Source organism: Marinifilum sp. RC60d5 (assembly GCF_052400665.1).
Lineage (GTDB): Bacteria > Bacteroidota > Bacteroidia > Bacteroidales > Marinifilaceae > JBQTGK01.
In genome coordinates this window covers 368,554-395,118 of the sequence record NZ_JBQTGK010000001.1, presented here as the reverse complement: position 1 = coordinate 395,118, position 26,565 = coordinate 368,554, and the positions used below count along the sequence as shown (strand labels likewise).

20 protein-coding genes are annotated in these 26,565 nt (G+C 34.2%); 14 read left to right on the top strand and 6 right to left on the bottom strand.

All coding sequences use genetic code 11. The features are described 5' to 3' along the window. Positions 1–20 precede the first annotated feature (20 nt). Entirely contained in the window at positions 21–1,283 is a 1,263-nt protein-coding gene (locus ACT3CE_RS01570; protein ID WP_444708011.1) for a DcaP family trimeric outer membrane transporter, read from the top strand. A 59-nt stretch (positions 1,284–1,342) separates the two neighbouring features. Here ACT3CE_RS01570 and ACT3CE_RS01565 read toward each other — a convergent pair whose 3' ends face one another. Genes ACT3CE_RS01565 through ACT3CE_RS01545 form a run of 5 tightly spaced genes read right to left on the bottom strand, consistent with a single transcriptional unit; the run spans position 1,343 to position 7,113 of the window. Continuing rightward, positions 1,343–3,205 (bottom strand): sensor histidine kinase, encoded by a 1,863-nt coding sequence (locus ACT3CE_RS01565; RefSeq protein ID WP_444708010.1) that lies wholly within the window; start codon positions 3,203–3,205, stop codon positions 1,343–1,345. Between the two features lie 33 nt (positions 3,206–3,238). Next, on the bottom strand, positions 3,239–4,660 hold the full coding sequence (gene dacB, locus ACT3CE_RS01560) for a D-alanyl-D-alanine carboxypeptidase/D-alanyl-D-alanine endopeptidase (protein WP_444708009.1): 1,422 nt from the start codon (positions 4,658–4,660) through the stop codon (positions 3,239–3,241). After that, positions 4,653–4,853 carry an exodeoxyribonuclease VII small subunit gene (gene xseB, locus ACT3CE_RS01555; protein ID WP_444708008.1) on the bottom strand — a complete coding sequence of 67 codons (201 nt, stop codon included), beginning with the start codon at positions 4,851–4,853 and terminating at the stop codon, positions 4,653–4,655. Before xseB ends, dacB begins: the two co-directional genes overlap by 8 nt. A gap of 6 nt (positions 4,854–4,859) precedes the next feature. Beyond that, on the bottom strand, positions 4,860–6,245 hold the full coding sequence (xseA, locus tag ACT3CE_RS01550) for an exodeoxyribonuclease VII large subunit (protein ID WP_444708007.1): 1,386 nt from the start codon (positions 6,243–6,245) through the stop codon (positions 4,860–4,862). A 22-nt stretch (positions 6,246–6,267) separates the two neighbouring features. Further along, a complete protein-coding gene (locus ACT3CE_RS01545) occupies positions 6,268–7,113 on the bottom strand; it encodes a toxin-antitoxin system YwqK family antitoxin (RefSeq protein ID WP_444708006.1) in 846 nt (281 codons plus the stop codon). 438 nt (positions 7,114–7,551) lie between these two features. On the opposite strand from ACT3CE_RS01545, the gene ACT3CE_RS01540 reads away from it, so the two are divergent. From ACT3CE_RS01540 to ACT3CE_RS01515, 6 genes are all read left to right on the top strand, one after another. Next, positions 7,552–8,241, top strand: coding sequence for a hypothetical protein (locus ACT3CE_RS01540; RefSeq protein WP_444708005.1), 690 nt, complete (start codon positions 7,552–7,554; stop codon positions 8,239–8,241). Between the two features lie 78 nt (positions 8,242–8,319). After that, a complete protein-coding gene (locus ACT3CE_RS01535; RefSeq protein WP_444708533.1) occupies positions 8,320–8,652 on the top strand; it encodes a MarR family winged helix-turn-helix transcriptional regulator in 333 nt (110 codons plus the stop codon). Between the two features lie 869 nt (positions 8,653–9,521). Continuing rightward, the gene (locus ACT3CE_RS01530; protein WP_444708004.1) at positions 9,522–9,962 is read left to right on the top strand and encodes a GNAT family N-acetyltransferase; all 441 of its coding nucleotides are present in this window, start codon (positions 9,522–9,524) and stop codon (positions 9,960–9,962) included. A 7-nt stretch (positions 9,963–9,969) separates the two neighbouring features. Then, the gene (locus ACT3CE_RS01525) at positions 9,970–11,052 is read left to right on the top strand and encodes an alanine racemase (protein ID WP_444708003.1); all 1,083 of its coding nucleotides are present in this window, start codon (positions 9,970–9,972) and stop codon (positions 11,050–11,052) included. Positions 11,053–11,075: 23 nt separating this feature from the next. Then, complete coding sequence (locus tag ACT3CE_RS01520; RefSeq protein ID WP_444708002.1) at positions 11,076–11,264, top strand: hypothetical protein; 189 nt, start codon at positions 11,076–11,078, stop codon at positions 11,262–11,264. A gap of 207 nt (positions 11,265–11,471) precedes the next feature. Continuing rightward, positions 11,472–12,404, top strand: a complete 933-nt coding sequence (locus ACT3CE_RS01515; protein WP_444708001.1) for a CorA family divalent cation transporter — start codon at positions 11,472–11,474, stop codon at positions 12,402–12,404. Between the two features lie 776 nt (positions 12,405–13,180). Here ACT3CE_RS01515 and ACT3CE_RS01510 read toward each other — a convergent pair. Beyond that, entirely contained in the window at positions 13,181–14,059 is an 879-nt protein-coding gene (locus ACT3CE_RS01510; RefSeq protein WP_444708000.1) for an AraC family transcriptional regulator, read from the bottom strand. A gap of 466 nt (positions 14,060–14,525) precedes the next feature. Between ACT3CE_RS01510 and ACT3CE_RS01505 the strand changes: the two genes are divergently transcribed. The 7 genes from ACT3CE_RS01505 (at position 14,526) to ACT3CE_RS01475 (ending at position 26,563) form a co-directional block, all read left to right on the top strand. Further along, complete coding sequence (locus tag ACT3CE_RS01505; RefSeq protein ID WP_444707999.1) at positions 14,526–17,624, top strand: SusC/RagA family TonB-linked outer membrane protein; 3,099 nt, start codon at positions 14,526–14,528, stop codon at positions 17,622–17,624. Positions 17,625–17,645: 21 nt separating this feature from the next. Then, positions 17,646–19,238, top strand: a complete 1,593-nt coding sequence (locus ACT3CE_RS01500; RefSeq protein WP_444707998.1) for a RagB/SusD family nutrient uptake outer membrane protein — start codon at positions 17,646–17,648, stop codon at positions 19,236–19,238. A gap of 21 nt (positions 19,239–19,259) precedes the next feature. Continuing rightward, positions 19,260–20,948 carry a hypothetical protein gene (locus tag ACT3CE_RS01495; RefSeq protein WP_444707997.1) on the top strand — a complete coding sequence of 563 codons (1,689 nt, stop codon included), beginning with the start codon at positions 19,260–19,262 and terminating at the stop codon, positions 20,946–20,948. An 85-nt stretch (positions 20,949–21,033) separates the two neighbouring features. Continuing rightward, positions 21,034–22,971, top strand: coding sequence for a glycosyl hydrolase (locus tag ACT3CE_RS01490; RefSeq protein WP_444707996.1), 1,938 nt, complete (start codon positions 21,034–21,036; stop codon positions 22,969–22,971). 27 nt (positions 22,972–22,998) lie between these two features. Next, positions 22,999–24,114, top strand: a complete 1,116-nt coding sequence (locus ACT3CE_RS01485; protein WP_444707995.1) for a glycoside hydrolase family 26 protein — start codon at positions 22,999–23,001, stop codon at positions 24,112–24,114. Between the two features lie 11 nt (positions 24,115–24,125). Beyond that, positions 24,126–25,319: a glycoside hydrolase family 130 protein gene (locus ACT3CE_RS01480; RefSeq protein ID WP_444707994.1), complete on the top strand. Its 1,194-nt coding sequence runs from the start codon at positions 24,126–24,128 to the stop codon at positions 25,317–25,319. A 5-nt stretch (positions 25,320–25,324) separates the two neighbouring features. Then, positions 25,325–26,563, top strand: a complete 1,239-nt coding sequence (locus ACT3CE_RS01475) for an AGE family epimerase/isomerase (RefSeq protein ID WP_444707993.1) — start codon at positions 25,325–25,327, stop codon at positions 26,561–26,563. Positions 26,564–26,565: the final 2 nt, after the last annotated feature.

The window sequence follows — 26,565 nt, the reverse complement described above, 5'->3', positions numbered from 1 at the left end:
AATAAAACCTAACAAAATCGATGAAAAATCTAAAATTAGTGATATTGCTATGTGCTGTATTAATGGGAATATCAGTACTTAAAGCACAAAAAAAGGAATCCCCGATCAGGGTGAAGTTTGGGGGATATGTACATTCTCTGTTTACTTACGATACAAGGCAAACTGTATCTGCTCGTGAAGGGCATATTCTACTTTATCCTAAAAATAAAATAATAGATGCCGCGGGTAAAGATATTAACAAAGAAACTGTTTATAATATGGCCGTTATTCAGTCTAGAGTAAAGGCTAAATTGACAGGACCCGAAATTTTAGGTGCAAAAACATCGGGATTACTCGAAGCTGAATTTATTGGTAATGGAGAATCGGATGTGAATGGTTTGCGATTGCGTCATGCTTTTATAAACTTGGATTGGGGTAATACTTCATTAATTATAGGGCAAACCTGGTCGCCTTTATTTGTGGCCGAAGTTTTTCCGGCAACCGTAGGAGCCAATGCAGGCTTGCCATTTAAACCATTTGCCCGTAATCCGCAGGTAAGATGTACACATAAAACCAAAGACTGGAAATTTGTAGCTGCAATTGCATCCGAAAGAGATTATACAAGTACAGGACCCGATGGCGCAAGCAATAAATACCTGAGAAATGCCGGATTGCCAATTGTACAAGCTCAGGTGCATTATTATGCAGGCAAACATTTGTTGGGAATTAGTGGTGAGTACAAGAATATTCAACCCTCCTTAATGAGTTCTACCGGATCTGAAGAAACGGGCGATTTGCGCATTTGGAAAAATGATGAAACTATTTCATCCTGGGCCTTAATGGGATATTTTAAGCTGAACTTGGAGCCGATCACTTTTAAGGCTCAAACAACTTATGGAACAAATCTTACAGATGTTTTAATGCTGGGTGGTTATGCCGTTAAAGAGATAAATTCATTAACAAACGAGGCTTCCTATACCGGAATAAAGGTATTGGCAAGCTGGGCCGAGTTGTCGTATTCGAAAAATAACTGGCAATGGGCTTTTCTTGCTGGCTATTCAGAAAATATGGGAGCCGATGATCATATTGTTTCTCCCGATCTAATCTATAGTAGGGGAAAGGATATTGGCAAACTATACAGGTTCGCTCCTCGAGTATGTAAAACATATAAGAATTTAAAATTCGAATTTGAAGCAGAATATACAGCAGCAGCTTATGGACGAGTTGCCGAAAAAGCTAAAGTTGCTGATGCAGAATGGGTAGAAAATACCAGATATTCTTTAGGTGTGTATTATTTGTTCTAATTTAGTAACAGAATAAAAGGCGAGTTTTAAGCTCGCCTTTATTCTTAATGTATTGGCAATTAAATGGGAATTGTAAAATAAAAAATTGTTCCTTTATTCAATTTCGATTTCATTCTAATTGTTCCTCCCAGTAATTCGATTAGACTTTTACAAATTGCAAGCCCCAAGCCTGTACCTCCATATTTACGGGTATTAGCATCTAATTCGGCTTGTCTAAATCTATCGAAAATAATAGCTTGTTTATTTTCTTCGACACCAATTCCTGTATCTCGAACAAAAAATTCTAAATATTTACCTTTCACGGTATATCCAATTTCAATTTCGCCTTCGTTTGTGAATTTTAATGAATTTTCGAGAAGGTTAGAAAATACTTGCTGCAATCGAATTATATCAGTAGATATTTCTATGATTTCGTTTGTTTCGGGAAGGCTAAGTTTAAAATCAAGCTTTTTATTTCCATTTTGATCAAGCATTGATTCGTAGTTCGATTTTATCGATTCAAATAAATCTGAAATTTTATATGTATCAATAATTATTTTTAATTGGTTGGTTTCAATTTTAGAAATATCAAGAATATCACTTATCAGTCGTAATAAGCTGTTTGTATTTTTTTGAATGATAGATATAAATCTTTTCCTTTTACTATCTTCAACATTATCGCCGGAAAGTAATTCGGTAAATCCTAAAATAGCATTCATTGGCGTGCGTATTTCGTGCGACATATTGGCTAAAAATGCCGATTTTAACCTACTTGATTCTTCAGCAATTATTTTTGCTTTAGCTAGTTTTTTATTGCTTGCTTTTATTTCAGTTAAATGGGCTTTTTCTTTTTGTGCTCTTAGTTTTCTTAGGTGCATATTTATCATTAATACAATAATTATGACAGTAAGAAGCACCAAAACTGTAATTGTTAAAACTACAATTTCTTTATTTTCGCGAACAAAACTGTAGGGAACATTTAATATTCTTGAGTTTTTAGGAAGATCTCTTTTTTTAATCCCAAATTTACTCATTTCCTTGTAATCGAAAATGTATTTGTATTCTGCTTTCAGAGGAGGAATATCATCGATAGAGGTTCCAGAAAGAACTTTTTTAGCCATATCGCTAACTTGCTTTCCGTGAATTCGGCCGGTTATTAATGATCCACCAATAGCGCCTTTATCTATGTAAAAATCCCATACACAATATATGGGTACTTTACAATAAGGTTTTGCTTGTTTAAAACCACTCTCATAAGTACAGTAATTTCCATTAATATCGCGATTGTAAACTAAATACAAAACGACTGAATTGGAATCTAATTTCGACATTTTATTTTTAAGATCTTCTATGCTTTTTGGGCAAACAATATCATAACGTATTGGTTCCGACATTTGCTTGAGATCTTTGTTTAAAGCATCTATCAGGGTTTCTCCTGTGGTACTGTAATCGCTAATTACAACAATTTTGGAATGATTAGGGTGAAAATTATTAATTAGACTAAGGGTGGCACAGAAACTGAAATTTTCAAAAACACCACTGTAGCCTTTAGGAGGATCAATAATAGAATTTAAACCAGAAAATAGCACAGGAACAGGTCCGAAAATATCGTCTCTGTTATCTTTTAAAAAATTGTAAGCATTATTATCGGTCGAAATAATTACGTCGAATTTAGTATTTAGAAATTTCTTTTTATAATGATCTTTTAATTGAGTTAAGTAGGATTCCGAAAAGTATCTTTTGGTATCCATATATTCTATATATACGGAGCATTCGTGATCTGGAAGAAACTCATTTTTAATGCTGTTTACAACAGAATCGGTCCAGCTTAAACCATTATGATAGGAGACTAATACAAGAATGTTTTTGTTTTTTGCAGAGTAAGCCGAAAGACAAGTAAATATCAGAAGAGATAAAAGAATAAGTTTTTGCTTAATTCTCATAAATATTGGCTTTAGGTTAAGATTTTAAGTAATTTAAGAATTATAAATGTTAATTAAAAGATTTAGAACTTTATTCTTTAAGTTTGATGAGGAACAATTGTAGTTGTTAATAATGAGGCTAATTGTGTAAGTTTTACCTGAAGAACTTTTTAGATAACCACAGTAGGATCTTACTCCTGTCATAGATCCAGTTTTGGCTTTCCAATTATATTCTATTACTGTATTTTTGCCAAATGATTTTAGAGTACCCGATTTTCCTGCCACAGGAAGCGACTGGATAAATGTATTTTTATTAGAACTATTGTACATATATTCCAATAGCTGATTGAAGAAACCTGCCGAAACAGAATTAAAATGCGACAGACCACTTCCGTCGTACAAGCTAATGTATTTTGCAGAAGTATTTTTTTGATTCCAATATTCTTTTATTGCTTTTGTTCCCGATTTCCAGCTGGCTATTCCATTTTGTTTTTGTCCAATTTCAAATAAAATATGATCAGCAAAAAGATTTATGCTTTTTTGATTGGTTTGGAATATAATGTCCTTTAGAGGAGGAGATAGAATAGAGAATATTTCATGAGTTTTCTCAGTTTTAAGTATGGCATTTAGTACTGATATATTATTCTTTTCTAATTCTTCTTGTAAATCGGATAAGAAACTTATTTCGGGCGATTGAAGTGCTCCTTTTACGCTAAAGTTTTTCTTATTTTGAGGTATGCTTCCTTCAATTCTTCGTTTCGTGCTGGTGTTTCCTCCAAAAATATATGCTAAATCGCGATTAACATTCGAGCTAAGTACTTTATTTTCGAATGTTAAACCTGTTCTTAGGGGTTTACTATTTTTTATTTTAGTTAGTGTACCTGCTTTTCCCGATTCAAAAAACAGACTGTACATATTATCGTTATAAGTAAGTGCGTGCGGAACAGTGCCGTAATAATTTCCTATATCTTCCCATATCCATGTTGCAGGGATACTTGCTGTAAAGTAATCGGTGTTCGTAATAATTTTACCCTGAATGCTTTTAATGTTATGAGTTTTTAGCTTTGCCAAAATTTGTTTACAGATGTTTTTTTGCTCGGGAAAATACTTTGAGTTTAAGCTAGGATCGCCGTAGGCTTTAACAATTAAATTACCGTTTAACAGACCATTTTCTATTTTTCCATCGATTAAAATTACCGTTTTAAATTTATAATCTGGACCTAAAATTTCCAATGCACTAGCAGTCGTTATTAGCTTTTGACAGGAAGCCGGGCTTAAAACCATATCCGAATTAAATTCAGATAATACTTTATTATTTTTGGTATCGGAAATTATCAGGCTAATTCCTGCTGCTTTAAAGCAAGAGTCGGCGGTAAACTGTGCAACCGCTTTTTTAATTTTATTGGGTGCAGGCTTTTGCGATGAACAAGATATGCCCAAACTAAGCAAAATAAATATCAGAAATAATCTATTCATCCATTTCGTTTAAAATTTTTTCAACTTCTTTTTCTGTATTATTTAGCTTGGATTTGCAAATTGCCAATAGTTCCGAAACACGTTTTACTTTGTCCGATAATTCATCCACATCAAGTTCTTCGTTTTCAATTAAGGCAATTGTCTCTTCAATTTCGCTTATAGCATCTTTATAGCTGATTTTCTTTTTAGCCATTTGTATTTATTTTTTAGAATTTATCTTTACAATTTCACTTTCAACTGATCCATCTTTAAATCTGGTTTCAATTCTATCTTTTTCGGATAATGATTTTATGTCTTTAATGATTTTTCCATTTTTCAAACTCAGAGTATAGCCTTTTTGCAGTATATTTTCAGGATTCAAATATCTTATTGATTGCTCGAACAGGGATATTTTATGATGCTGATTTTCCATTAATCGTCTCATGCGAATTCTTATTTTACTCTGCAAATTTTGTACTTTTTGCTCTTCCAGGTTTAAATGTTGTTCTGTGGTATACTTTATTCTATTCTTAAAGTTATTTAGCAAATACATTTCACTCCGGTTAAGTTGTTTTGTCGAGCTTACCAGTTTTTCATTTGCCAGTAGTAACTGGTCCGATTTACTTTCCAGAATTCGTTTAACCATGGGCGAAAATTGCCTGCTTAAGTATTGTAAGTTTTCTGACGAGCTTAGTAAAATTTCATTAATCGAAGACACGAATTCCTCTTGTAAATTCTCATGATAACTTTGTCTCTCATCAAAACAATCAATTAAAAATTCTGCTGCTGCAGTAGGAGTTTTTACTCTTACGTTGGCAACAATATCAACAATAGTTTCATCTCGTTCGTGGCCAATTCCCGAAATTACGGGCAAAGGAAACTGTGCAATATTAAAGGCCAGCCAATAGTTGTCGAAACAATTTAAATCGGCCTGCGATCCCCCTCCTCTAATTATTACAACAAGATCAAAAATATCTTCATATTCATTTATTCGATCTAAAGCTAAAATAATCGATTCTTCGGCTTTTTCTCCTTGCATTACAGCTGCAAATAGTTTGTGATGAAATTTGTAACCGGCAGAATTATTTTCCAATTGTTTTATAAAATCTTCAAATCCAGCAGCTGTGGGAGAGGATATGATCGCTACATTTTTTGGGATTTCAGGAAATTTAAGTTCCTTATTCATTTCCAGAACTCCTTCCTCATTCAGGCGAGTTATAATCTCTTTTCTTTTGCGTGCAATATCGCCTAATGTATAGGTGGGATCAATATCTTTAATGTTTAACGAGTAAGAATAAACCTCCTGAAACTCGACACTTACATTGATCAAAATTTTTATTCCGGCAGTAAATTTCTGACCCGTACTAGTTTCAAAATAGGGCTTTAGCATTCGAAATGTGTACGACCATATTGTAGCTCGGGCTTTGGCAATTATTTGGTCTGTATCTTTATCTTTCTCAATTAACTCCAAATAGCAATGCCCATTTGGTTTATATCGCAACTCGCTAATTTCGGCCACTACCCATACGTTTGAATCAAAAGCATTTTTTAAAATATTTTTGATTCCTGTATTTAAGTTGAAGAGACTAATTCCTTTTGTACTCATGTAAAAAACTGAATTTATACTGTTATTGTCTCATTTTTGTTCGTAGAAATGCGTCTGGGTCATTTACAAATTTTTCTGGATCCTGATTCATTAATTTATCTTTTTGAGCCTCCATGTTTCGCAATTGATCTTGCTGGTACTTATCCAGTTCATCCTGATTATTTGCAATTCCGTTTTTATATTTTATTATAAAAAGAAGTTCTCCTTTCTTAGAAAAGTGTTTCCATTCGCCTTCTTTTTTATTGTTTAGGTATTTTCCTCCGTATTCAATAATACCATTAAGATAATGGATCTGAAAATTGCCATGTAAAATTCCATTTGTATACGTTGCCTCGATATAAGGCTCTCCATTCTGAAAATAACGAATCCAGAAACCTTCTTTTTTGTCGTTTTTGTAATTAATCGATTCCGAAATAGTTCCATTTTTAAATCTATAAATACACTCTCCATGTTTACGTCCGAGTTGGTAAGTTTCACTCATTCTCAGATTTCCTTTGGTGTCAAAATAATCCCAGATACTATCTTTTTTTGAGTCAATAAAATTTCCTTTGGCCTTTAAAATTCCTGATTCGTTATAAAGAGATGCCTTTGTTTTTTTACCCTTATCGGAGAATAAAAGAATTGCTTTTAAAGTGCCGTTTTTGTGAAAACGCTTCATTTTGCCAATAGGATAATTGTCTTTGAAAATTCCCCGGTATATGATTCTGCCTTTAGGATCTTGTTTTTCCCAAAGTCCTTGTTTGTTCCCATTTTTATCGACTTTATTGATATTTTGAGCATTAGAAAGAGTTGGTAGAATAAGAAGTATGAGAAGGATAATTTTTTGAGTCATTTTTCGATTTTTTAATGTTGAGAGTATTCCTGACATACAAAGAGATTTTGGATTTTAAGTATTTTAAAAATCAACTTAGTTTAAGAACAAGTAGTACTCATTTTTATCAATAATTAAGAAAGTTATTTACTGACTTTTATTGAGTGTATACAAAACTAATAAAAGAATACAGGCCGAAAAATAAACAGAGGATTTTTCCTGCAAAAATCAGGGCCTATGTGTCCTTTTAAAAAAAATATGTTGTAGATCATTACTCATATTTTTTTCATCGTATTGATATTTCGTATTTTATGAATTGAAAATTATAAGGGGGAGTGTAATGATGTGTTTAATATGATTACAAGATTATATGTTTTTGGTGAGAAACAGCCTTATCTTTTTTAGATAATACATTTTATGTCAGCAGTGTATTGTTTGATTTTTGCTGATTAATGGTGAGAAATATAAAAAAGCATAACTAACAAATTTGGTACTATGGAAACAATGGATTTTCCTTTTAATTTCGATGAAATGCCCATTGCGGCAAAATTTATTTTCGATAGTTTTTCAAGAGATATTGAAGACTTCTCAAAAATTTACCCCGTATTCGATGATGCTTTTAGAAGTAGATTTAAAGAACAAATTAAAAATGCAAAAGATACCGTTTGTTGCGGGACTGAAGGGGTGAATATTAAAAATATCAGAATTGGCATTGCTGGACGAATTGAAAGTTTAAATACCTTACTACTTGAGGTGCAAGATTATTTTCCGGTTGCAAGAATTAAAGAATTTGATTTTATTTTGGAAGTTGTGGAGAGGAAAAATTTAAGTTCAGTATTGCCTATGGTGCCTAATCTATTAGAAGAATTAGAGTTGAACATACCACAGCAAAATGAGGATATCGCAAAATCAATTATTGATGGTATTCATTCTATTTATCAGGTTCTTAAATTAGATAGAATAGAGTTGCATCGTTCTCTTAATTCCAGAGGAATGATGAATGAAGAGGTTTTCCGATGTTTGAATCATCTTTGGGCAACATTGCAAGATGTGATGGAAATTGGTCAGAGTTTATATAGAAAAACTGATCCACCTAAATGTGTTGAGTACGAACTAAATTATATTAAAATGAAGGTAAAAACCTTTTGGATGTATTCATTATCCGATGCAGTTGTTGATGTCTAAGGATATATTACCTGATATTTTAAAGTTTACTGATACTAATTAATATTTACTGTTTTTATAGGATAAGTTTCAACACAAATTTTAATAAAGTCAATAAATTATCAGGCAACGCAAAAGAGGATAAGTGATCATCCGAATCTTAATTCAAGTGCAGTAACTAGTATCATTAGTAGGTTGGAAAAGAAAGGATTATTGGCTCGTTTCCCTAAATCAGGAGATCGAAGAGTTACTACGATTACTCTTACCTCAATTGGAGATGAAGTGCTAAGTTCAACTCCAGATCTTCTGCAGCAAAGATTAGCTCTTAAACTAAAGAGAATACCAGCTGATAAATTGCAGATTATTGATGATTCATTGGATTTATTAGTTGAAATGTTGGAGATCGAGGATATTGATGCTTCTCCCTGTTAACCGCTGAAGATGTAATTAAAAAAGAGATAAGTGGGGATTAGTCAACTCTTGATTGATTAGTATTTGTCTTCACTATAGCTCATTGTATGTAATTAATATTTCCAGGTTTTTGTTTTTTAAAAGTTCGTTTTTTCAATGTATAATTCTATTTTTTTTTTGAATTACAAGCTAATAGAACTTTTCTTTCTCTGATCGCTCAATTTCTGATATTTTAATATCAATACTATTGAAACTTAAAAATAAATTTAATCAGTTTTATTAGAGGGGGTGTAAGATAATTATTAGTCTTATTTTGCCTATCTACAATGATATGAATAAAAAAGATGTTGTGTTATAAAAAATAGGAGTGCAGTTGATAATAATTAAATACAGTTTTAAAGTTGATCTGAAAAATTTATCAAACTCATAATATAAACATGATTATAGGTCGAAAATATAGTTTTTTGTAAGAATATCCAATGTGGTGAATTGTAATAGGTGTTTTTCAGGAATTGTGTGTGTGAATTTATGGTGTATCCTTGAACATTACAAATTAATAATATATTATGTTGTTAAGGTGTTGTTTTTTTTGCTCTGAGGTTTGCCATTTGATTTTTCTTTCTTTTCAATATATTCTTTAAATATTAATCCTAAGTGATAGCTCATTTTGAATGTATTTTGTTAGAATAAAAAGTTCTATGCGACAAAAATATAGAAAATCAATTTAAATAAGAAATAAAATCAGCGCTTAGGAGTTTTTATGTAAGTAGCTACTAATAAGCTCCTAGTGGTGTTTGTATCTTGTTTTAGATATGATATAGTAGTGTTTGTTGGTTTGTAAAATATGTATTCTTTGCTATATTTGTCGTGTAGAAACTAAAAAAATAAATATGGTAGAATGTAAAATATTCACGTCTTTTTTAAAACCAGATAACTATCAGAGAGAAGAAATTGTAGATTTTCTGTATAAGAATTTGGAAGAATATGGTGACGAGAAACAAGATATTGATAAAGCAGTTGCTTATGCATTAAAAGAACGTGCCTCGATGGGTGGTTTTGTTCTTGAGGCTAAAAAAGCTAATGAAACTGTTGGGGTGGTAGTAGTGAATAGAACAGGAATGGAGGGATATATTCCTGAAAATATTCTGGTTTATATAGCTACTCATAAAAGGTGTAGAGGCCAAGGTATTGGAAAGCATCTTATGCAGAAGACAATTAAATTAAGTAAAGGGGATATTGCATTACATGTGGAGCCGGAAAATCCTGCACGAAATTTATATGAAAAATTGGGATTTGAGAATAAGTATTTTGAAATGAGATATAAAAAATGAGATTACCATGGCATATATAACTCTTGATGTTGATAAGTTGCAGGCTAATTTTAAATTTTTAGATGACTTGTTAAGTGAAAGAAAGATAGGGTGGTCAGTTGTTTCAAAATTGTTGTGTGGCAATAAAATGTTTCTTGAAAAGCTTGTTGGTTTAGGAGTGAAAAGCTTGTGCGATTCTCGTGTAACCAATTTAAAAATGATTAAAACCCTGAATTGTAATATTGAAACAATTTATATTAAACCTCCTCCTAAACAATCGGTAAAAGATGTTGTGGAATTTGCGGATATTAGTGTTAATACTGAATTAAAAACCATTAATTGGCTTTCGAAGGAAGCTCTAAAACAAAATAAAACTCACAAAATTATTATTATGATTGAATTAGGTGAGTTGAGAGAGGGGGTGATGCGTGAAGATTTTGTTAGTTTCTATAGGAAGGTTTTTGAGCTGCCAAATATTGAAGTTGTTGGTATTGGAACTAACCTAACGTGTTTGAACGGAGTACTGCCTAGTGAAGATAAATTGATACAATTAAGTCTCTATAGACAATTGATTGAAGCTAAATTTACTAAGGAAATTCCAATGGTGTCTGGCGGATCTTCGGTAACAATTCCTTTAATTTTTAATGAAGTTCTTCCTAGTGGGGTGAATCATTTTAGAATTGGTGAATCACTTTTTATGGGAACGGATGTTTATAATGATAAGCCTTTGAATGGATTAAATACTGATGTTTTTAAATTATACGCTGAAATTATTGAATTGATTGAAAAGCCAATGGTGCCGGTAGGTGAATTTGGAACCAACCTGGAAGGAGAATCATTAGAGGTAGAGTTGGAAAATCATGGGGCTACTTCTAATAGGGCAATTATTGATCTAGGCTTACTGGATGTTGATAGTAATCATATCATACCTAAAGATAGTTCTATAAATTTAATTGGCGCTAGCTCAGATATGTTAGTGATTGATTTAGGCGAGAATAAAGGCAATTATAAGGTAGGAGGTTTGATTGAGTTTAATCTCGACTATATGGGAGTGTTGCGGATAATGAGTTCTAAATATATAGAGAAACGAGTTTTTAATGGTCAATCGTAATTTTAAATAAATATATATACTATATGGAAGATAGAGAAGTTTTAAGGGAAGAGATTTATGATTTTGTTAATGAAAATCAACCAGTGGGCTTAGGTGAAATTCTTGCGGGGTTAAATTTATCGCATTTCTCTGGTGCTAGAGTTGTTCTTAATCTGATTAAAGAAAATAAACTCAACTATTTAAGTCCAGGTAAAAAGATTGTTGTACAGTAAAAGCTAATTAATTTTCACACAAAAGTGTTTTTTTAAGAGATGTGTTGCTAGCAGAGAATAGCTGTTTTGTAAGGCTAGTAATATGCCGTTTAAATGTTTACCGCCGCTATTTTTATAGCGGTGTTTTTTTTGTGCTGAATTGTGCATACTTAAATTAAAATATTATTAATTTACAAAAGGTTAATTGCAAATTTTAATGAATATTTTATGATTAAGTGTTATTATTTGGATAATGATTTAATTTCATGTGAATCGGATTTTAGGCGGGATGATAGTGTTTTGGTATGGGTAGATCTTTATAAGGCTGATGTTTTAGAATCTGAAAAGCTTGAAAAAAAATTGAAGGTGAAATTATTTACAGAGCATGAAAGAAAAGAAATTGAAACCAGTTCAAAATATATCGAGAATGAAAGTATGGTTGGTATTAACTTGAATTTTGTTGGTGTTGAGGATGATGGTTATCAGAAATCTTCAGTGTCTTTTATTTTGCTTGATAAAGTATTAATAACCCAAAGAGAAAAAGATTACAAGAGCTTTATTGAGCTCATTGAAAAAATAAATAAATTGAAGTTGTTTAGTGGGGTAGATCTGTTTTTAAACTTATTGGAAACAAGAATTGATTTTGATGCAGACCTAATTGAAGGAATAACAGATGATATTAATACCTTAAACAGAAAAATAGCTAAAGAGCAAAAGCTTGAACGTTCATTTCTTTTGCAGATATCAGAGGTTCGAAAATCAAGTGTGTTGATTCGAGAGACGCTAATGGAAAAGCAAAGAATTGTTTTTTCTATTTTGAAAAGTAGTTTTTTTCCATCGCTTGATAGACAAAGATTTCTGGTTATGAATAAAGATATTGCGTCTTTATTGCAACATTCTGGTTTTAATTTTGATCGTTTAGAGTTTATGCAAAATACCTTTATCGGACTTGTTGGTATGGAACAAAATAAGACAATTAAAATGCTAACTATTGTTACGCTTATATTTATGCCTCCCGCTCTTATTGCAAGTATTTATGGGATGAATTTTGATGTAATGCCAGAACTTAAAATGGCCTACGGATATCCATATTCCATTTTGGCCATGCTGGTTTCTTCTGTATTGATTTTCCTATTTTTCCGTTGGAAGAGTTGGTTGTAGTACTTTACAATCGCTCAATTATTTTTTTGAATAATAAATTTAATTTTAGTGCTCATATTTAAGAGTATGAGATCAAGCTTATTGTTTCTTTTCTGAGTGAAGTATAAAAAGAAAGCTATCATCAGCAGGCTTAATGCTGATGATAGCTTTATAGGTATGACAAACCCAAACAATTTAATTCATCTCAAAAGTTCGATTGAGAACTTAAACACAATGTGGTGATAATTTGTGTTACTTAAATGTTTCTATAGAACAAATATATTAAGAAATATATTCGTATTCAAAAGTCACTTGCTTTATTTATAGATAAGATTTTCTCTTTAGATGCAGCAAACGATTACCATACAAATCATAGTGCAGTATGATTCCTTCTCTTTTGCAAATTTATGGTTATCCCGAAGTAAAAGTTTGTTCTTTATAAGCATTAATATTCTATCTAATAATAAGTCATTTCTATTTTGCTGGTATTTTCAGCTTATTGCAATTATTATATTGTTTTATCTAGATCAATTTTATAAATTAATATTGAATATTCAAATTTGAAAATATGAAGCTCCACAAATATTATTTTAAGTCCTTCCGCATAGCTTTTATTTATTTAGTGATTAGTTGTTTATATCTTGTTTTCCGATAGATTAATTCATAAAATTTTTGGATGCAAAAAAACGATCTTTATATTAGGTGAATATCTTCATGTTAAGTAGAATAAGAGGGTGAGTCAGGGTTTGATGTTAAGTGGCTGGGAATTAGTTCGTGGTGGTATTGTTTAATGGGATTTATAAAACATTTTTTATCCCATTAAAATTTAGTCTGAAATCAGTAGGAGTACAAGCTTGCTTCTTTTTAAAAATACGATTGAAGTTAGAGATATTGTTGAAACCGCATTCAAAGCAAATTTCAGCAATACTTTTATTGCTTTCTATTAATAAACGAGTGGCGTAGCCCAATCGAATTTCAATTACAAATTCCACAAAAGATTTCCCTGTTCGTTGCTTAATCAAGCGACTAAAGGATATTGACGACATGTTTACGAGTGATGCGGCATCTTCAAGTTTAATCTTTTGTTGGTAATTCTCTTGTATGTACTTGTAAATGGTTTCAATTCTTTCACTATTGTGAAAATCACTCTGACGGTGAAATGACATATTTGTTAGCAATTTTTGTTCTCTAGAAATAGCGAGATCATATAACAATGATTGGAAAGCCAAGTAGCTGTCAAAACCTCTTTTCTGACTAAGAGCAATAAGCTTAGCTTCTACCATTTTTGTAGTTTCCTTCGAAAATAAAATACCTCTATTGGCATTGTTGAGTAATTCTCGAATTGGTTTAAGCATGTTTCTGTTTAAGGTATTCTCGTCGAATAATTCCCTGGGAAATTGTATTGTGATTTCATGCAGGAGTTCATTACTGTCGTTTTTGTAGTTTTCCCAACCATGATACAAGTTAGGGCCAACCATTACCAATTCTCTTTCGTTGATCTCTTCAATGTGATCACCAACAATACGTTTACCTCCTCGTGCATTAGAGATATAATTGATCTCAAATTCTGGATGAAAGTGAATTGGAAACGTAAATGCGTTTCTTTCACGATCAAAGATTAAAAAACAATCGTTCTCTTTTAAGGGTGTAATCTCCCTGTGTATTTGATCTTTCATGGGTGCTAATTTTTCACAATAATACACAAAATGATAAAATAGTACAATGAGAGAATGATTATTAGTATCAATTAAGGGGAAGAATTGAATTAAATAATGTGAATTTTGTAAGCTTTAAGAATCTATTTGGCTTTATTTTTAAGGCCTGTAGTAGTGCTTGTGTAGATAGGCACTATTAAAGCTACTGTAGGAAAGTGTGTTAGTGTACTCTTCGAAAAAAATCGTTCTTTTTAGTGATAATGATAAAAAAGTATCGGTCAACGATCTAAAAATACTTGTTAGAGATTTGCAATCGATATAATTTTGAGGTGTAAATATTTCCGGAAATTTACTATTAGTAAAAATAACAAGTGCTAATGCACAAAAAAAATAGGCGAAAGAGGTTTTTGATCATTTACTTTCAACAAAAAATAGTTGCGATTCTAAGGATCAAAATTGAATGGCCTAAAACTAAAATTTAAAATCTATGAAAAGGAATCTGCGATTTATTTTATTGATTTTCTTTCTTTCCTGCCATTGGACCGTCTTTGGACAAAGCAGAATGCTTACCGGTAAGGTAGTTGATGAAAGTAAATTGCCATTAGTAGGTGTTACGGTTGTTGTTAAAGGAACAACGAATGGAACTGTAACAAATATTAATGGAGAATATGAGATTGCTCTCTCGGGGAGCCAAAATGTACTTGTCTACTCATTTATTGGTTTTGTTGATCAGGAGGTTGATGCTCTCGATAAATCGATAATTGATGTGGTGTTAAAAACAGATATGGTTGGATTGGATGAAGTGGTAGTTGTTGGTTATGGTACCATGAAAAAGAGCGATTTAACTGGTTCTGTTGCGTCGGTTTCTGGTGATGCACTTCAAAAAGCAGCATCAAATCGTCCAGTGGAAGCCATGCAGGGGCGAGTGGCCGGTGTTAGTATTACAAAAAGTTCGGGTAATCCAGGAGCTGGCATGAAAGTTCGGATTCGTGGAGTTGGTAGTACAAATAATTCCGATCCGCTTTATGTTATTGACGGAATACCTTCTGGAACTGATATGGAACATATTGCACCTGAAGATATTGAAAGTATAGAGGTGTTAAAAGATGCTTCGGCTACTGCAATTTATGGAAATAAAGGGGCGAATGGAGTTATTATTGTAACTACCAAATCTGGTTCTTTAACAGATAAACCGGTATTTTCATTTAATTCATATTATGGAGTGGGACAAGTTGCTAATCCAGTGAACTTATTAAATGCTAATGAGCAAGGTGGATTAATATTGGAAGCAGCTGCAAACGATGGAATTTCAATTCCTTCTGATTTAGAAACCAGAATTAACTACGTTTTAGCTAACAACTATACGGGAACTGACTGGCAGGATGAAATTTTTCAAACTGGTGTGCAACAAAATTATAATTTCAGTGTTCGTGGTGGTTTTCAATCCGAAAATCAAGCTGATAGAAGATTGACTTATTCGGTAAGTAGTTCTTATTACGACGAAAAAGGAGTGGTGAAGAATACCGATTTTAATAAAATGATGCTGAATTCTAAAACAGAATATCAATTCAATAGTCGCATTAAAGCTGGTGTGCAATTGGATTTATTCCGCAAGAAAAATGGCAATTTTCAGCAAGGACTTTACAGCGGTCCAATTCCTTTGGCTTTAACAACAAGCCCTATGGATACTGGAGTTGATGCTGATGGTAATTTTATTGCAACAAAGACATTTTTTGGACAAAATCCATCTTTGGCAATCGATCATATGAAATATGCTGAAAATACAACCAATTCATACGGAGTAAAAGGATGGTTAGATATTAACCTTACTGAAGGTCTTACTTTTAAGACAACAATTAATATGTCGCGAGGATTTACTCATAATAAAGACTATCGCCCAAGCTACTACTTGAGTGAAAATTTTTATCGCACTGACAGCGAATTGTATGAGCAAAGAGGTGAATGGTACAGTTGGACATGGATTAATTTACTGAACTATACCAAAACATTTTCTGAGAAACACAAGGTTATTGCGACTCTAGGACATGAGTCTTCATTTAATGAGAATTCTGCTTTTAGTGGAACAGGAATCAATGTTCCAGAAGAGGAAGCTCTTCGATATTTGAATCTTGCAAAAGAATACAAAGAACAATTAGGAGCCTATCAGGGTGAAGGAGGAACAGAATCATTTTTTGCCAGAGCTTTTTATTCGTTTGCCGATAAGTATATGATCACAGGAACAGCTCGTTACGATGGATCAAATAAATTTACTGGAGATAACAAATGGGGATTTTTCCCATCTGTTGGTGCTTCGTGGAGAGCAAGCGAAGAGGATTTTATTCAAGATTTGAACCTATTTTCGAATTTAAAAGTGAGAGCTGGTTGGGGGCGTGTAGGTAATGAAGCAAGTGCTCAGGCAGGATCGGATGTTGCGAACATTAGCAACTATGGAATGTATTATGTGTTTAATGATATCGCTTATAAAGGCGGAACAACTACTAATATTCCGACTCCTGATTTAAAATGGGAGATTGTTGAGACTTCGAATTTTGGTCTGGATATGGGATTCCTTGATGGAGATTTGAATGTAACAGCTGACTATTTTATTAAAGATACAAAAGACATGATTACACGTGTTGCATTGCCTGGTTACTATCCAAAAGATCGACCTAATGCGAACATTGGAACCATGCGAAATGAAGGTTTCGAATTTTCAGCGAATTATGGAAAAACAATTGGCGATGTACGTTTTAATATCGGTGGAAACTTCTCCTATATTACCAATGAAATTAAAAAACTGAACTCCGATCCAGAAGCATTTATCGATGGAGGTTACATTGATAAGTTGGGGAATACTACCAGAACGGAAGCAGGAAGAGAGATCGCTTATTTTTATGGATATCAAACAGATGGTATTTTTAGAAGTGAAGAGGAATTAAATGCACATTCAGTCGCAGGTACAGCGATTCAGCCAAGCGCTAAAGTAGGTGATGTTAAATTTGTAGATCGAAATGGAAACGGAACTATTGATGCTGATGATAGAGCTTATTTAGGTTCGGGAACTCCTGATTTTGTTTATGGAATGAATTTCAGTATGGAGTACAAAGGTTTCGATTTTTCGGGTAATTTGTATGGCGTTTATGGTAGCGAAATCGTGAATGGGATGAATATTTTTGCTCTTGAAGTGAAAGATTATTCAAATGCTTATTCAAATCGAATGGATCGTTTTCACCCTGTAAACAATCCAAATGGTTCTCAACCACGAGTAACCTTGTCGGATAATAATAACAACACCCAGTTTTCTGATCGATATGTGGAGGATGGTTCTTATTTGAGATTGAAAAATGTTCAACTGGGATATACATTTCCAAAATCATTGACCGAAAAATACAAGATTGATAAACTTCGTGTTTATGTATCAGGACAGAATCTGATCACTTTTACTGATTATAGTGGTTACGATCCAGAAATTGGCGATTTAACTTTTGATGCAGATTCTGATGCTTCAAGTTTAGGTGTTGGAGTTGATTTGGGTAATTACCCACAACCTAGAGTGATTTATTTTGGGGTGAATGTTACATTTTAAACAAGACAAAAAATAAAAGATATGAAATTAATCAAGTATATGTCTCTGGTTGTAGCTGTCTTTGCAATGGGTTCTTGTGGAGATAGTGTTTTGGAGCTGGATAATTTGGGAACTCAGACTTCGGAAATATATTTTAATGATCCCGAAAATGCCTTAGCCGGACTAAATGCATGCTATTCTTCAGTATCGAAAGATGAATATTTTGTATACGGAGATATTATGTCGGATGATGCATTAAAAGGAGGTAGTGACTTATTCGATTGGGTAGATCGGGAGTACATAAGAATGTTTACCGCCAATTCGGGAAATAGCGTAAGTTCAGGAACATGGTCTTTACTGTACACTGCAATTGTTCGTTGCAATGAGATTGTGAATTCATTGCCTACAGCAACTTTCGATGAAGAACTAAAGAACCGAATTATTGGTGAGGCTAAGTTTTTAAGAGCTTATTCTTACTCTAAGTTGGTTGCTTTATTTGGTCCGGTACCTCTTGTGAAAGCGGATTACTCAGTTGATAATTTGGTAGAACCTCGTAGTTCTGAAGCTGCCATTTATGAATTTATAAAAACTGATTTGAGTGAGGCAATTGTGGCTTTGCCTGAGGCGAGTAGATATGCTGCAAATGATTTGGGACGTGCCACTAAAGGTGCTGCCAGAGCTTTAAAAGCACGAGTGTTGATGCAGGAATCATCGTATCATTACAATTCAGCTCTTGAGGTAAGCGGATATCCTGTTAGTACAGCCGAAATATGGGATGAAGTTTATGAGCTAACTAAAGATGTGATTGAATCGGGTGAGTACACTTTGGCTTCTAATTTTGCAACTATTTTCGAAGAGGAAGGGGAAAATAATGAGGAATCAATTTTTGAGATTCAGCACAAAACAACAAATAATGATTGGGGCGAAAGTGTAGGAAACACAACCATTGTACAAATGGGAAACCGCGACGATTGGGGATGGTGTTTTGATTTGCCAACCGATGCTTTGTATAATACGTTTGGTAGTGCTGATCCTAGAAGAGAATGTGCTATTTACGGACAGGAATTTAATGTTCTTTATGGTGTTGAACAAATTTGGGACAAACAAGAATGGACTTTGTCGCACGAAAGCACAAAAGATTTGGTTTCAGCATGCAGACTGAATCGGAAATATGCTTTGGCTACTGAAAATCGTCATGGAAATCATAACAATCAGCCAAACAACAAACGGGTGATACGTTATGCTGATGTTCTTTTAATGCATGCCGAAGCGGCTTACTATAAAGGTTTAGAGGCTGAAGCAAGAACTTATGTGAACAAGGTTCGCAGTCGTGCTGAATCTTCAACTTATCCTTTGGGATCTACTATTGGACAGACCACTGCTTTTACTTACGACGTTTATCCTGGAGCTTCTGTTGCACCAATTACTGATACTGGTGCTGATCTACTAAGTGCTATTTGGAAAGAGAGAAGAATGGAATTGGCTATGGAAGGTATTCGTTATTTTGATTTGGTGAGGACTGGAAGAACAGATTTATTGCCAGCAAAGGCGAATTACGAAGCACATGCTGGCTTATTACCTCTACCTGTAGGTGATGTGAATACGTTTGGACTAGAGCAGAACAAAGGTTATTAGTAATTAATAAATTTAAAACAGATGAAAAAGTATTTCATATATACATTACTGTCTATTCTATTTCTGGGAATGTTTACATCCTGTGATTATGATACTGAATACGACATTGATTGGCCAGTTCCGGTAATTTCGGAAGTTAGCTCCTATTCAGGACTAATTTCGAGTACCATAACTTTAGAGGGAAACTTCACGAAAGTGAATAAGGTGTATTTTGGTGATGTGGATGGAACGAATGTTCAGTTGGCATCAGATGAAAAATCATTAACGGTAAATGTTCCAAGAAAAATGATGGTAGATGGTGCACCTATAGTGGTAACTAATGAATACCGTCAATCTTATCAAACGGCTGAATTATTTGTGCCTATTATTCCAGCAACAACGGTGAGTAAGGTAAGTGATATTCAAACAGAATTGACTTTTACCATTGAAGGTGAAAACGTTGATTTATTAACTGAGATTACAGTCAATGGAGATCCAGCGACAGTTATCTCGGGTAGTATTAATTCAATTGTAGTGTCGGTGGCAGGTCTTAACTTAAGAGCAGGCACATTGGCTGAAGTAGCTTTTAAGAGTTTAGCGAAAAACGAAGTTCCTGCAGTTTCTAAAGTGAATGTAATTTATCCATTTATCAGCTACGAGGAAGTTGTGATTTGGGATTTTTCCAATGGTGAGCACGCTTATGTTGGAGAAGGAACAGCAAGTGTTGAAACGGGTGATGTTTTAGGAAATGAAGAGAAGTACTTTTCCTTGCGTGCACCAGGTTATAGCTGGGATAAGTTAACAGGCGAAATGGCCTTTTCTGAAGTGCCTGATGTAAGTAAGTTGGTGAATCCATACCTTACATTCTGTGTGAGAACACCATCGGGAAGCGCAGGTTATTTTCAGATGGAAGATCAAGCAGGAAATTGGAGACACTTTGGTTATGGTTTCGATACTGATGGTGAGTGGATTATTATTTCGCAACCTCTAGGAGAAGGCTGGGAAGGCGGAGAATTTAATAGTAGTTCTTTCATGCCTAAATTAGGATTCAAAGCGGGTAATGCTGGTGTTCATCAAGATTTAGATATTGCTTACGTGAAAATTACCGAAGGAAAATTTGATGGCAGTCAGGAAATTGGTGATGCTATTGGTGGATCAACAAAATTACCAAAAATCACAGTTATGGATTTTGAGGTAGAAAGTGAATGGCCAGATCTTATGAATGGAGATAATGTAATTGCTTCACTAGATTTCCGAAAAGATGAAATAGAACCATTTATAGGGAATGAATTTTTCACTTACGTGGATGATGGTTCACAAGGTGCTTGGGGAGCTTATTGGAATCAGACGATTTCTAAAGACACAAAAGCAATGGATCTAACAAGTTTTGATGATCCTTATTTGTCTTTTGCATTGAATACATCAGAAAACTCACAATATGTAATCGTTAGAATGTATCAGTACGATGAGGCTTTGGTGGTAGTTCAGAAATTTTTCCCAAATACAAATGGGAAATGGGCAACTTTCGAGTTTAGCTTATTCAACACCGATATGGAAAACTGGAGCGATGGAAGTACCGAATTGGGTGCTCACTATGCTTCATTAAAAAGATTAAATCCTGATGTGGCAATTGATAGAATTGAAATTATTGTTGGCAAGAATGGAGACAATCCTATTGAAGTTAGTATAGACGAAATGGTAATTACCGAAGGACCAAGATATAGTGAATAAAAAGTAAGAATACAGGACTGTCACGAGAGTGGCATGTCCTGTCTTTTAATTGAAAGAAAAAGGGAATCCATTTAAATACAAGAGTATGATCAGGTTTATGTGTTTTTTATTGCTCATTGTAAGTCTAAGTGTTTCGTGCAGTGAAGATGAGGCGAAAAGTCATTTTTCAGAATTAGAAAGTTTTTCGATCGATGGTTTGTCTGCTGATTTTATTATTGGTGCAGATTATAGTGTAGAAGCAATGGCTCCAGATGAGTTTGATTTAAGTAAATTGAAGGCTGTTTTTAAAGTTTCTGATAAGGCTCGAGTATTTGTTGGAACAACCATACAAACTTCGGGTTATACGCAAAATGATTTTACAAAACCAGTGGTTTATTTGGTAGAAGCCGAAGATGGAAGCAAAACAAGTTATACGGTGACCATCTATAAGGATCCAAAAATAAAGTCATTTGGAATTCAGGAGCTTCCGAATGTGGTATTTACGATTACTGATCAGAAAATTGAAGGCGAAGTATTAAATGGAACCGATTTGTCTGATTTAACAGCAGTATTTTCCTTAACCGAAAATGCTAGACTGCTGGTAGGAGAGGAATTGCAAGTTTCCGGGGAGAGTAAAAATAATTTTCAAGAGCCTTTCAATTATACGCTTATTGGAGCTTCTGAAAGTGAAAAGGAGTACACACTTACCATTACCGAAGCCTCAAACAATGCACCAGTAGCAATTGCAGGAGCAGATAAATTAGTTTTAGTAGAAGAGGGCGTTGGAACAGCAATGGTTTCTTTAGATGGATCTTTATCTTCTGATATTGAGGGAGATATTGCTAAGTTTGAGTGGCTGGAAAATGGAGAGATATTTGCCAGCACAGCAAGTGTAGAACATGAATTTGCAATTGGCATTCATAACATTCAATTAAAAGTTACCGATAGTAAAGGACTAAGTGCAAGCGACGATTTGTTAGTTGAAGTTCGTTTGGTTGGAAATTATCAACCGGTAGATGCGGATGCTTCGCAAGAAACAATCAATTTGTATAAGAGCTTAGGCAAAATTGCCAATAGTGAACAGTTTCTATTTGGTCAGGAGCACCCACTTTCTTTTCAGTTGGGCAGTATCCGTCACGATTTAAGTACCTCCGATTGTAAAGAGGTAACCGGAGATCATCCTGCAGTTTATGGAATAGATCCTCACTACATGCTCTACAAAACAGATCAGGAAAAAGAAACGCATATCAACGAAGCCAAACATGCTTACCAAAATGGAAGTGTGGTTACCTTCGATTTTCACCAGCAAAGCAGAACCGATCATTCCATTTATTTTTCCGATTTATCAACACAATCCGATAAGGAATTGGTTTACGACATTGTGAATGATAAGAACGGAACACGCGAATGGTTCTATGCTGAATTGGACGAAATTTTAAACATCATCAACAACGATTTGGGTTTTCCTGTAGTTTTTCGATTGTTTCATGAAATGGATGGCAACTGGTTTTGGTGGGGAACTTCAACAAAAAATCATTCACCCGAATTGTACAAAGAATTTTATCAGTTAGCCGCAGATTACATCAAAGGGAAAACGAATTTGGTACTGTTTGCATGGTCACCAAATGCCCAAGTGAATGAATCTTACTATCCAGGAGATGCTTATGTGGATGTTGTGGGTTTCGATTTGTATGAGCCTTCTAAAACAGATTTAAAATCGAAATTAATTGATTTAAGCAATTTTGCTTACGAGCACAATAAAGTGGCCATTTTAGCAGAGACGGGTGATCGTAATGCATACACCACAAACGATCCTGACTTTTGGACATCGAAGGTTCTTGCAGCAATTAAAGAAGGAGGAAGTGAGGTTCGAATTGCATGGGTTTTAGCTTGGTTCAATGCTCCATGGTCTTCTTCTCAAGATGACTTATTTATTCCCAATAGCAATAGTTCAACGGAGTCGAAAGACGATTTTGTCACTTTTGAAAAAGATGCACAGACCCTTTTCCAAACCGATGCAAAAGCTTTGAATATCTATCAGTAAAAAAGAGTTCGTAAAATATAGAATAGAATGATAAAAGTAAACGTAACAGCCATTTTAGGGCTAGCCATGTTGATATCTTGTTCTTCCAAACAGAATCAAAAAAGCATAGAGAAAACGATAAATCCTATTGTTGCAGAATTAGACTTGGTGAAAGGAAAAGGAATTCTCTTTGGTCATCAAGATGATTTGGCTTACGGAGTAAATTGGGCCTACGTAGATGGAGAATCGGATGTGAAACGAGTAGCTGGTGATTATCCTGCCTTGTTTGGCTGGGAATTGGGTGGAATAGAATTGGATCACACTCATAATTTGGATAGCGTGCCATTTCAGGAAATGAATCGATTAGCTGTGAAAGGATACGAGATGGGAGATATCAATACTTTTAGCTGGCATCCGTATTCGCCAATTGATAGTATTAGCTCTTGGAGTGGAGATGCTGAAGTAGTGAAATATTTGATTCCTGGTGGTTCTTATCACGAGCAATTTAAAAATCAGTTGGATAAGCTCGCAACATTTTTTCAAAATTTGAAAGATAAAAACGCGACGCCAATTCCATTTATTTTTCGCCCTTGGCACGAAATGGATGGCACTTGGTTCTGGTGGGGAAGTAAAGCCTGTACTCCAATTGAAGTGAAAGAACTTTTTCGATTTACCATTGATTATCTAAAAAATAAAAAAGGTTTAACACAAATGCTAGTTGCCTATTCTCCCGATAGAAATTTTACAAATTTAGAGGAATACCTCACTTGGTATCCTGGAGATGATGTGATTGATATTATTGGTTTAGACGATTATTACGATTTTAAAATACCAAATGGTGAACAGGAAGTCGTTAAAAAATTGCACATGTTGATAGACTATGCTAAGGAGAAAAATAAATTAGTAGCACTCACCGAAACAGGATTCGAAAATGTAAGCGATTCGTTGTGGTTTACACAAAAACTTGGCAAAGTGCTTAGCGATTCTTTAGTTAGAAACGAGCTAAGTTATGCAATGGTGTGGAGAAACGATCCAAAGGTTCATTTCTTTTTTCCATACGAAAATCATCCCGCAGCAAGCGATGCAAAAAGGTTTTTAGATCGACCTGAAATACTTTTGCTGAAGGATTTTAACAAACTAAAAAACATCAAAACAAATAATTAAAACTTTCTGGTATGAAGAAGGATCTGTTTACAGAACGAGTGAAGCTGATAAGTGAAGGACACGAAGAATTGTTGAGAAGAAAGAATATAAAGACGTTTAGTACCAATGGAATATACAATCGATATGAAAATCCAATTTTGACGAGAGATCATGTGCCCTTGCAATGGCGATTTGATTTTAACGAGGAGACCAATCCATTTTTTATGGAGCGCATTGGCTTTAATGCAACTCTAAATTCGGGAGCAATAAAGTTAAATGGAAAATACCTTTTGGTGGTTCGGGTAGAAGGAAACGATCGAAAATCAATATTTGCAATTGCCGAGAGTCCTAATGGAATCGATAATTTCAAATTCTGGGATCGTCCAATTAGCATGCCTCAAACCGAAAAGGCAGATACAAATGTCTACGACATGCGTTTAACTAAGCACGATGATGGTTGGATTTACGGGATATTTTGCACCGAAAGAAAAGATCCAAATGTTCCGGAGGGAGATACTTCGAGTGCCGTAGCGGCTGCTGGTATTGCCAGAACAAAAGACTTAATTAGTTGGGAGCGTTTGCCGGATTTAAAATCGACTACTGGTCAGCAACGCAATGTGGTTTTATTTCCTCATTTAGTAGAAGGTAAATACGCTTTATTCACTCGTCCGCAAGATGGTTTTATCGATACCGGAAAAGGAGGAGGAATTGGTTTTGGCTTGTCCGATTCTATGGAAAATGCAGAAGTAAAAGAGGAAGTAATTGTAGATGCAAAAACATATCACACCATTTACGAAGTGAAAAATGGTTTGGGCCCCGCTCCAATTCGCACGACACATGGATGGTTGCATTTGGCGCATGGTGTTCGAAATACAGCCGCAGGTTTACGGTACACACTATACATGTTCATGACGGATCTTGAAAAACCTTGGGTGATTACTTACAAACCTCATGGTCATTTTTTGGCACCTTTAAAGGAGGAACGTGTGGGGGATGTTTCCAATGTAGTTTTTTCGAATGGATGGATCACCGATGAAGATGGTACAGTATACATTTATTATGCATCATCCGATACTAGAATGCATGTTGCAACATCAACAATTAATCAGTTGGTCGATTATTGTATCAATTCACCTCAAGATAAATTGCATTCGCATCTTTCTGTCGAGACAATTAATCAATTAATTGATAAAAATATAAAAGAAGCTACTAATCTGATTGATTGAATTATATGAGAGGAAAAGAAAAGGTTGATTTTACTTCAGAAGGATATGCAGGCTTGGATTTGCTTACGATCAAGTCCGAAATGTCTGCAGAACTAACGAATCTGTTGGACTTTTGGAGTACTGAAGCTATAGATTTGGAAAATGGAGGTTTTATTAGTCGTATTGATCATTTTGGCGTCAAAAATATTCAATCGCCGAAAGGCGCGGTATTGAATGCAAGAATACTTTGGACTTTTTCGGCTGCTTATCGAGTAACGAAAAAACAAAAATACAAGGAGAATGCCGATCGGGCATATCATTATTTAACTGAATATTTTTGGGATCATGACTTTGGTGGATTGGTTTGGTCAGTAGACAATTCAGGCACAATTCTTAATTCAAGAAAACAAGCTTATGCTCAAGGGTTTGGGATATATGCTTTTTCAGAATATTACAGGATAAGCAAGGATAGTCAGAGCTTGGACTATGCTAAAAAGCTATATTCTATTCTTGAAGATAAGTTTTTGGATAAAAAGAACGGCGGATATATTGAAGCCTTGCAACGTGATTGGACGAGTCAAAAAGACATGCGATTAAGTGAGAAAGATGCCAACAGTCCGAAATCCATGAATACTCATTTGCACATTTTAGAGCCATATACCAATCTTCTAAAAGTTTGGCCTGATTTAAAATTAGAGCAGAGTATTCGTCATCTTTTAACTATTTTTCAGAATCAAATAATTGATCCGAATACTGGGCATTTCAATCTGTTTTTCGATATGGAATGGAAAGTGGAATCGAGTATTATTTCTTTTGGTCATGATATTGAAGGGGCTTGGTTACTGAATGAGGCAGCAATTGAATTAAAAGATCGTTTACTGATCGAAGAAATTCAGAAGTTATCGCTTAAGTTGGTGGATATCAGTTTAAATGAAGGAACTGATATGGATGGATCACTATTCTATGAAAAAGAGGAAAATCACTTGGATACCGATAAGCATTGGTGGCCTCAGGCCGAAGCTATGGTTGGAATGATAGATGCTTGGGAGGTCGACACAAATCCGAATTATTTAATTGGTTTAAATCGAACCTGGGAATTTATTAAAAAGCATTTAATCGATAAAACAAATGGAGAATGGTTTTGGCGGGTAGATCAAAATGGAGAGCCTAATACAAGCGATGATAAGCTAGGTTTTTGGAAGTGTTCTTATCACAACACTCGCGCATTAATGGAGGTAATTGAACGTATTGATAAAATTTCGTAGAG

Excerpts from the sequence above, each read along its gene's own strand:
- ACT3CE_RS01570 (WP_444708011.1), top strand. The coding sequence starts at position 21 with ATGAAAAATCTAAAATTAGTGATATTGCTATGTGCTGTATTAATGGGA.
- ACT3CE_RS01565 (WP_444708010.1), bottom strand. The coding sequence starts at position 3,205 with ATGAGAATTAAGCAAAAACTTATTCTTTTATCTCTTCTGATATTTACT.
- dacB (WP_444708009.1), bottom strand. The coding sequence starts at position 4,660 with ATGAATAGATTATTTCTGATATTTATTTTGCTTAGTTTGGGCATATCT.
- xseB (WP_444708008.1), bottom strand. The coding sequence starts at position 4,853 with ATGGCTAAAAAGAAAATCAGCTATAAAGATGCTATAAGCGAAATTGAA.
- xseA (WP_444708007.1), bottom strand. The coding sequence starts at position 6,245 with ATGAGTACAAAAGGAATTAGTCTCTTCAACTTAAATACAGGAATCAAA.
- ACT3CE_RS01545 (WP_444708006.1), bottom strand. The coding sequence starts at position 7,113 with ATGTCAGGAATACTCTCAACATTAAAAAATCGAAAAATGACTCAAAAA.
- ACT3CE_RS01540 (WP_444708005.1), top strand. The coding sequence starts at position 7,552 with ATGGAAACAATGGATTTTCCTTTTAATTTCGATGAAATGCCCATTGCG.
- ACT3CE_RS01530 (WP_444708004.1), top strand. The coding sequence starts at position 9,522 with ATGGTAGAATGTAAAATATTCACGTCTTTTTTAAAACCAGATAACTAT.
- ACT3CE_RS01525 (WP_444708003.1), top strand. The coding sequence starts at position 9,970 with ATGGCATATATAACTCTTGATGTTGATAAGTTGCAGGCTAATTTTAAA.
- ACT3CE_RS01520 (WP_444708002.1), top strand. The coding sequence starts at position 11,076 with ATGGAAGATAGAGAAGTTTTAAGGGAAGAGATTTATGATTTTGTTAAT.
- ACT3CE_RS01515 (WP_444708001.1), top strand. The coding sequence starts at position 11,472 with ATGATTAAGTGTTATTATTTGGATAATGATTTAATTTCATGTGAATCG.
- ACT3CE_RS01510 (WP_444708000.1), bottom strand. The coding sequence starts at position 14,059 with ATGAAAGATCAAATACACAGGGAGATTACACCCTTAAAAGAGAACGAT.
- ACT3CE_RS01505 (WP_444707999.1), top strand. The coding sequence starts at position 14,526 with ATGAAAAGGAATCTGCGATTTATTTTATTGATTTTCTTTCTTTCCTGC.
- ACT3CE_RS01500 (WP_444707998.1), top strand. The coding sequence starts at position 17,646 with ATGAAATTAATCAAGTATATGTCTCTGGTTGTAGCTGTCTTTGCAATG.
- ACT3CE_RS01495 (WP_444707997.1), top strand. The coding sequence starts at position 19,260 with ATGAAAAAGTATTTCATATATACATTACTGTCTATTCTATTTCTGGGA.
- ACT3CE_RS01490 (WP_444707996.1), top strand. The coding sequence starts at position 21,034 with ATGATCAGGTTTATGTGTTTTTTATTGCTCATTGTAAGTCTAAGTGTT.
- ACT3CE_RS01485 (WP_444707995.1), top strand. The coding sequence starts at position 22,999 with ATGATAAAAGTAAACGTAACAGCCATTTTAGGGCTAGCCATGTTGATA.
- ACT3CE_RS01480 (WP_444707994.1), top strand. The coding sequence starts at position 24,126 with ATGAAGAAGGATCTGTTTACAGAACGAGTGAAGCTGATAAGTGAAGGA.
- ACT3CE_RS01475 (WP_444707993.1), top strand. The coding sequence starts at position 25,325 with ATGAGAGGAAAAGAAAAGGTTGATTTTACTTCAGAAGGATATGCAGGC.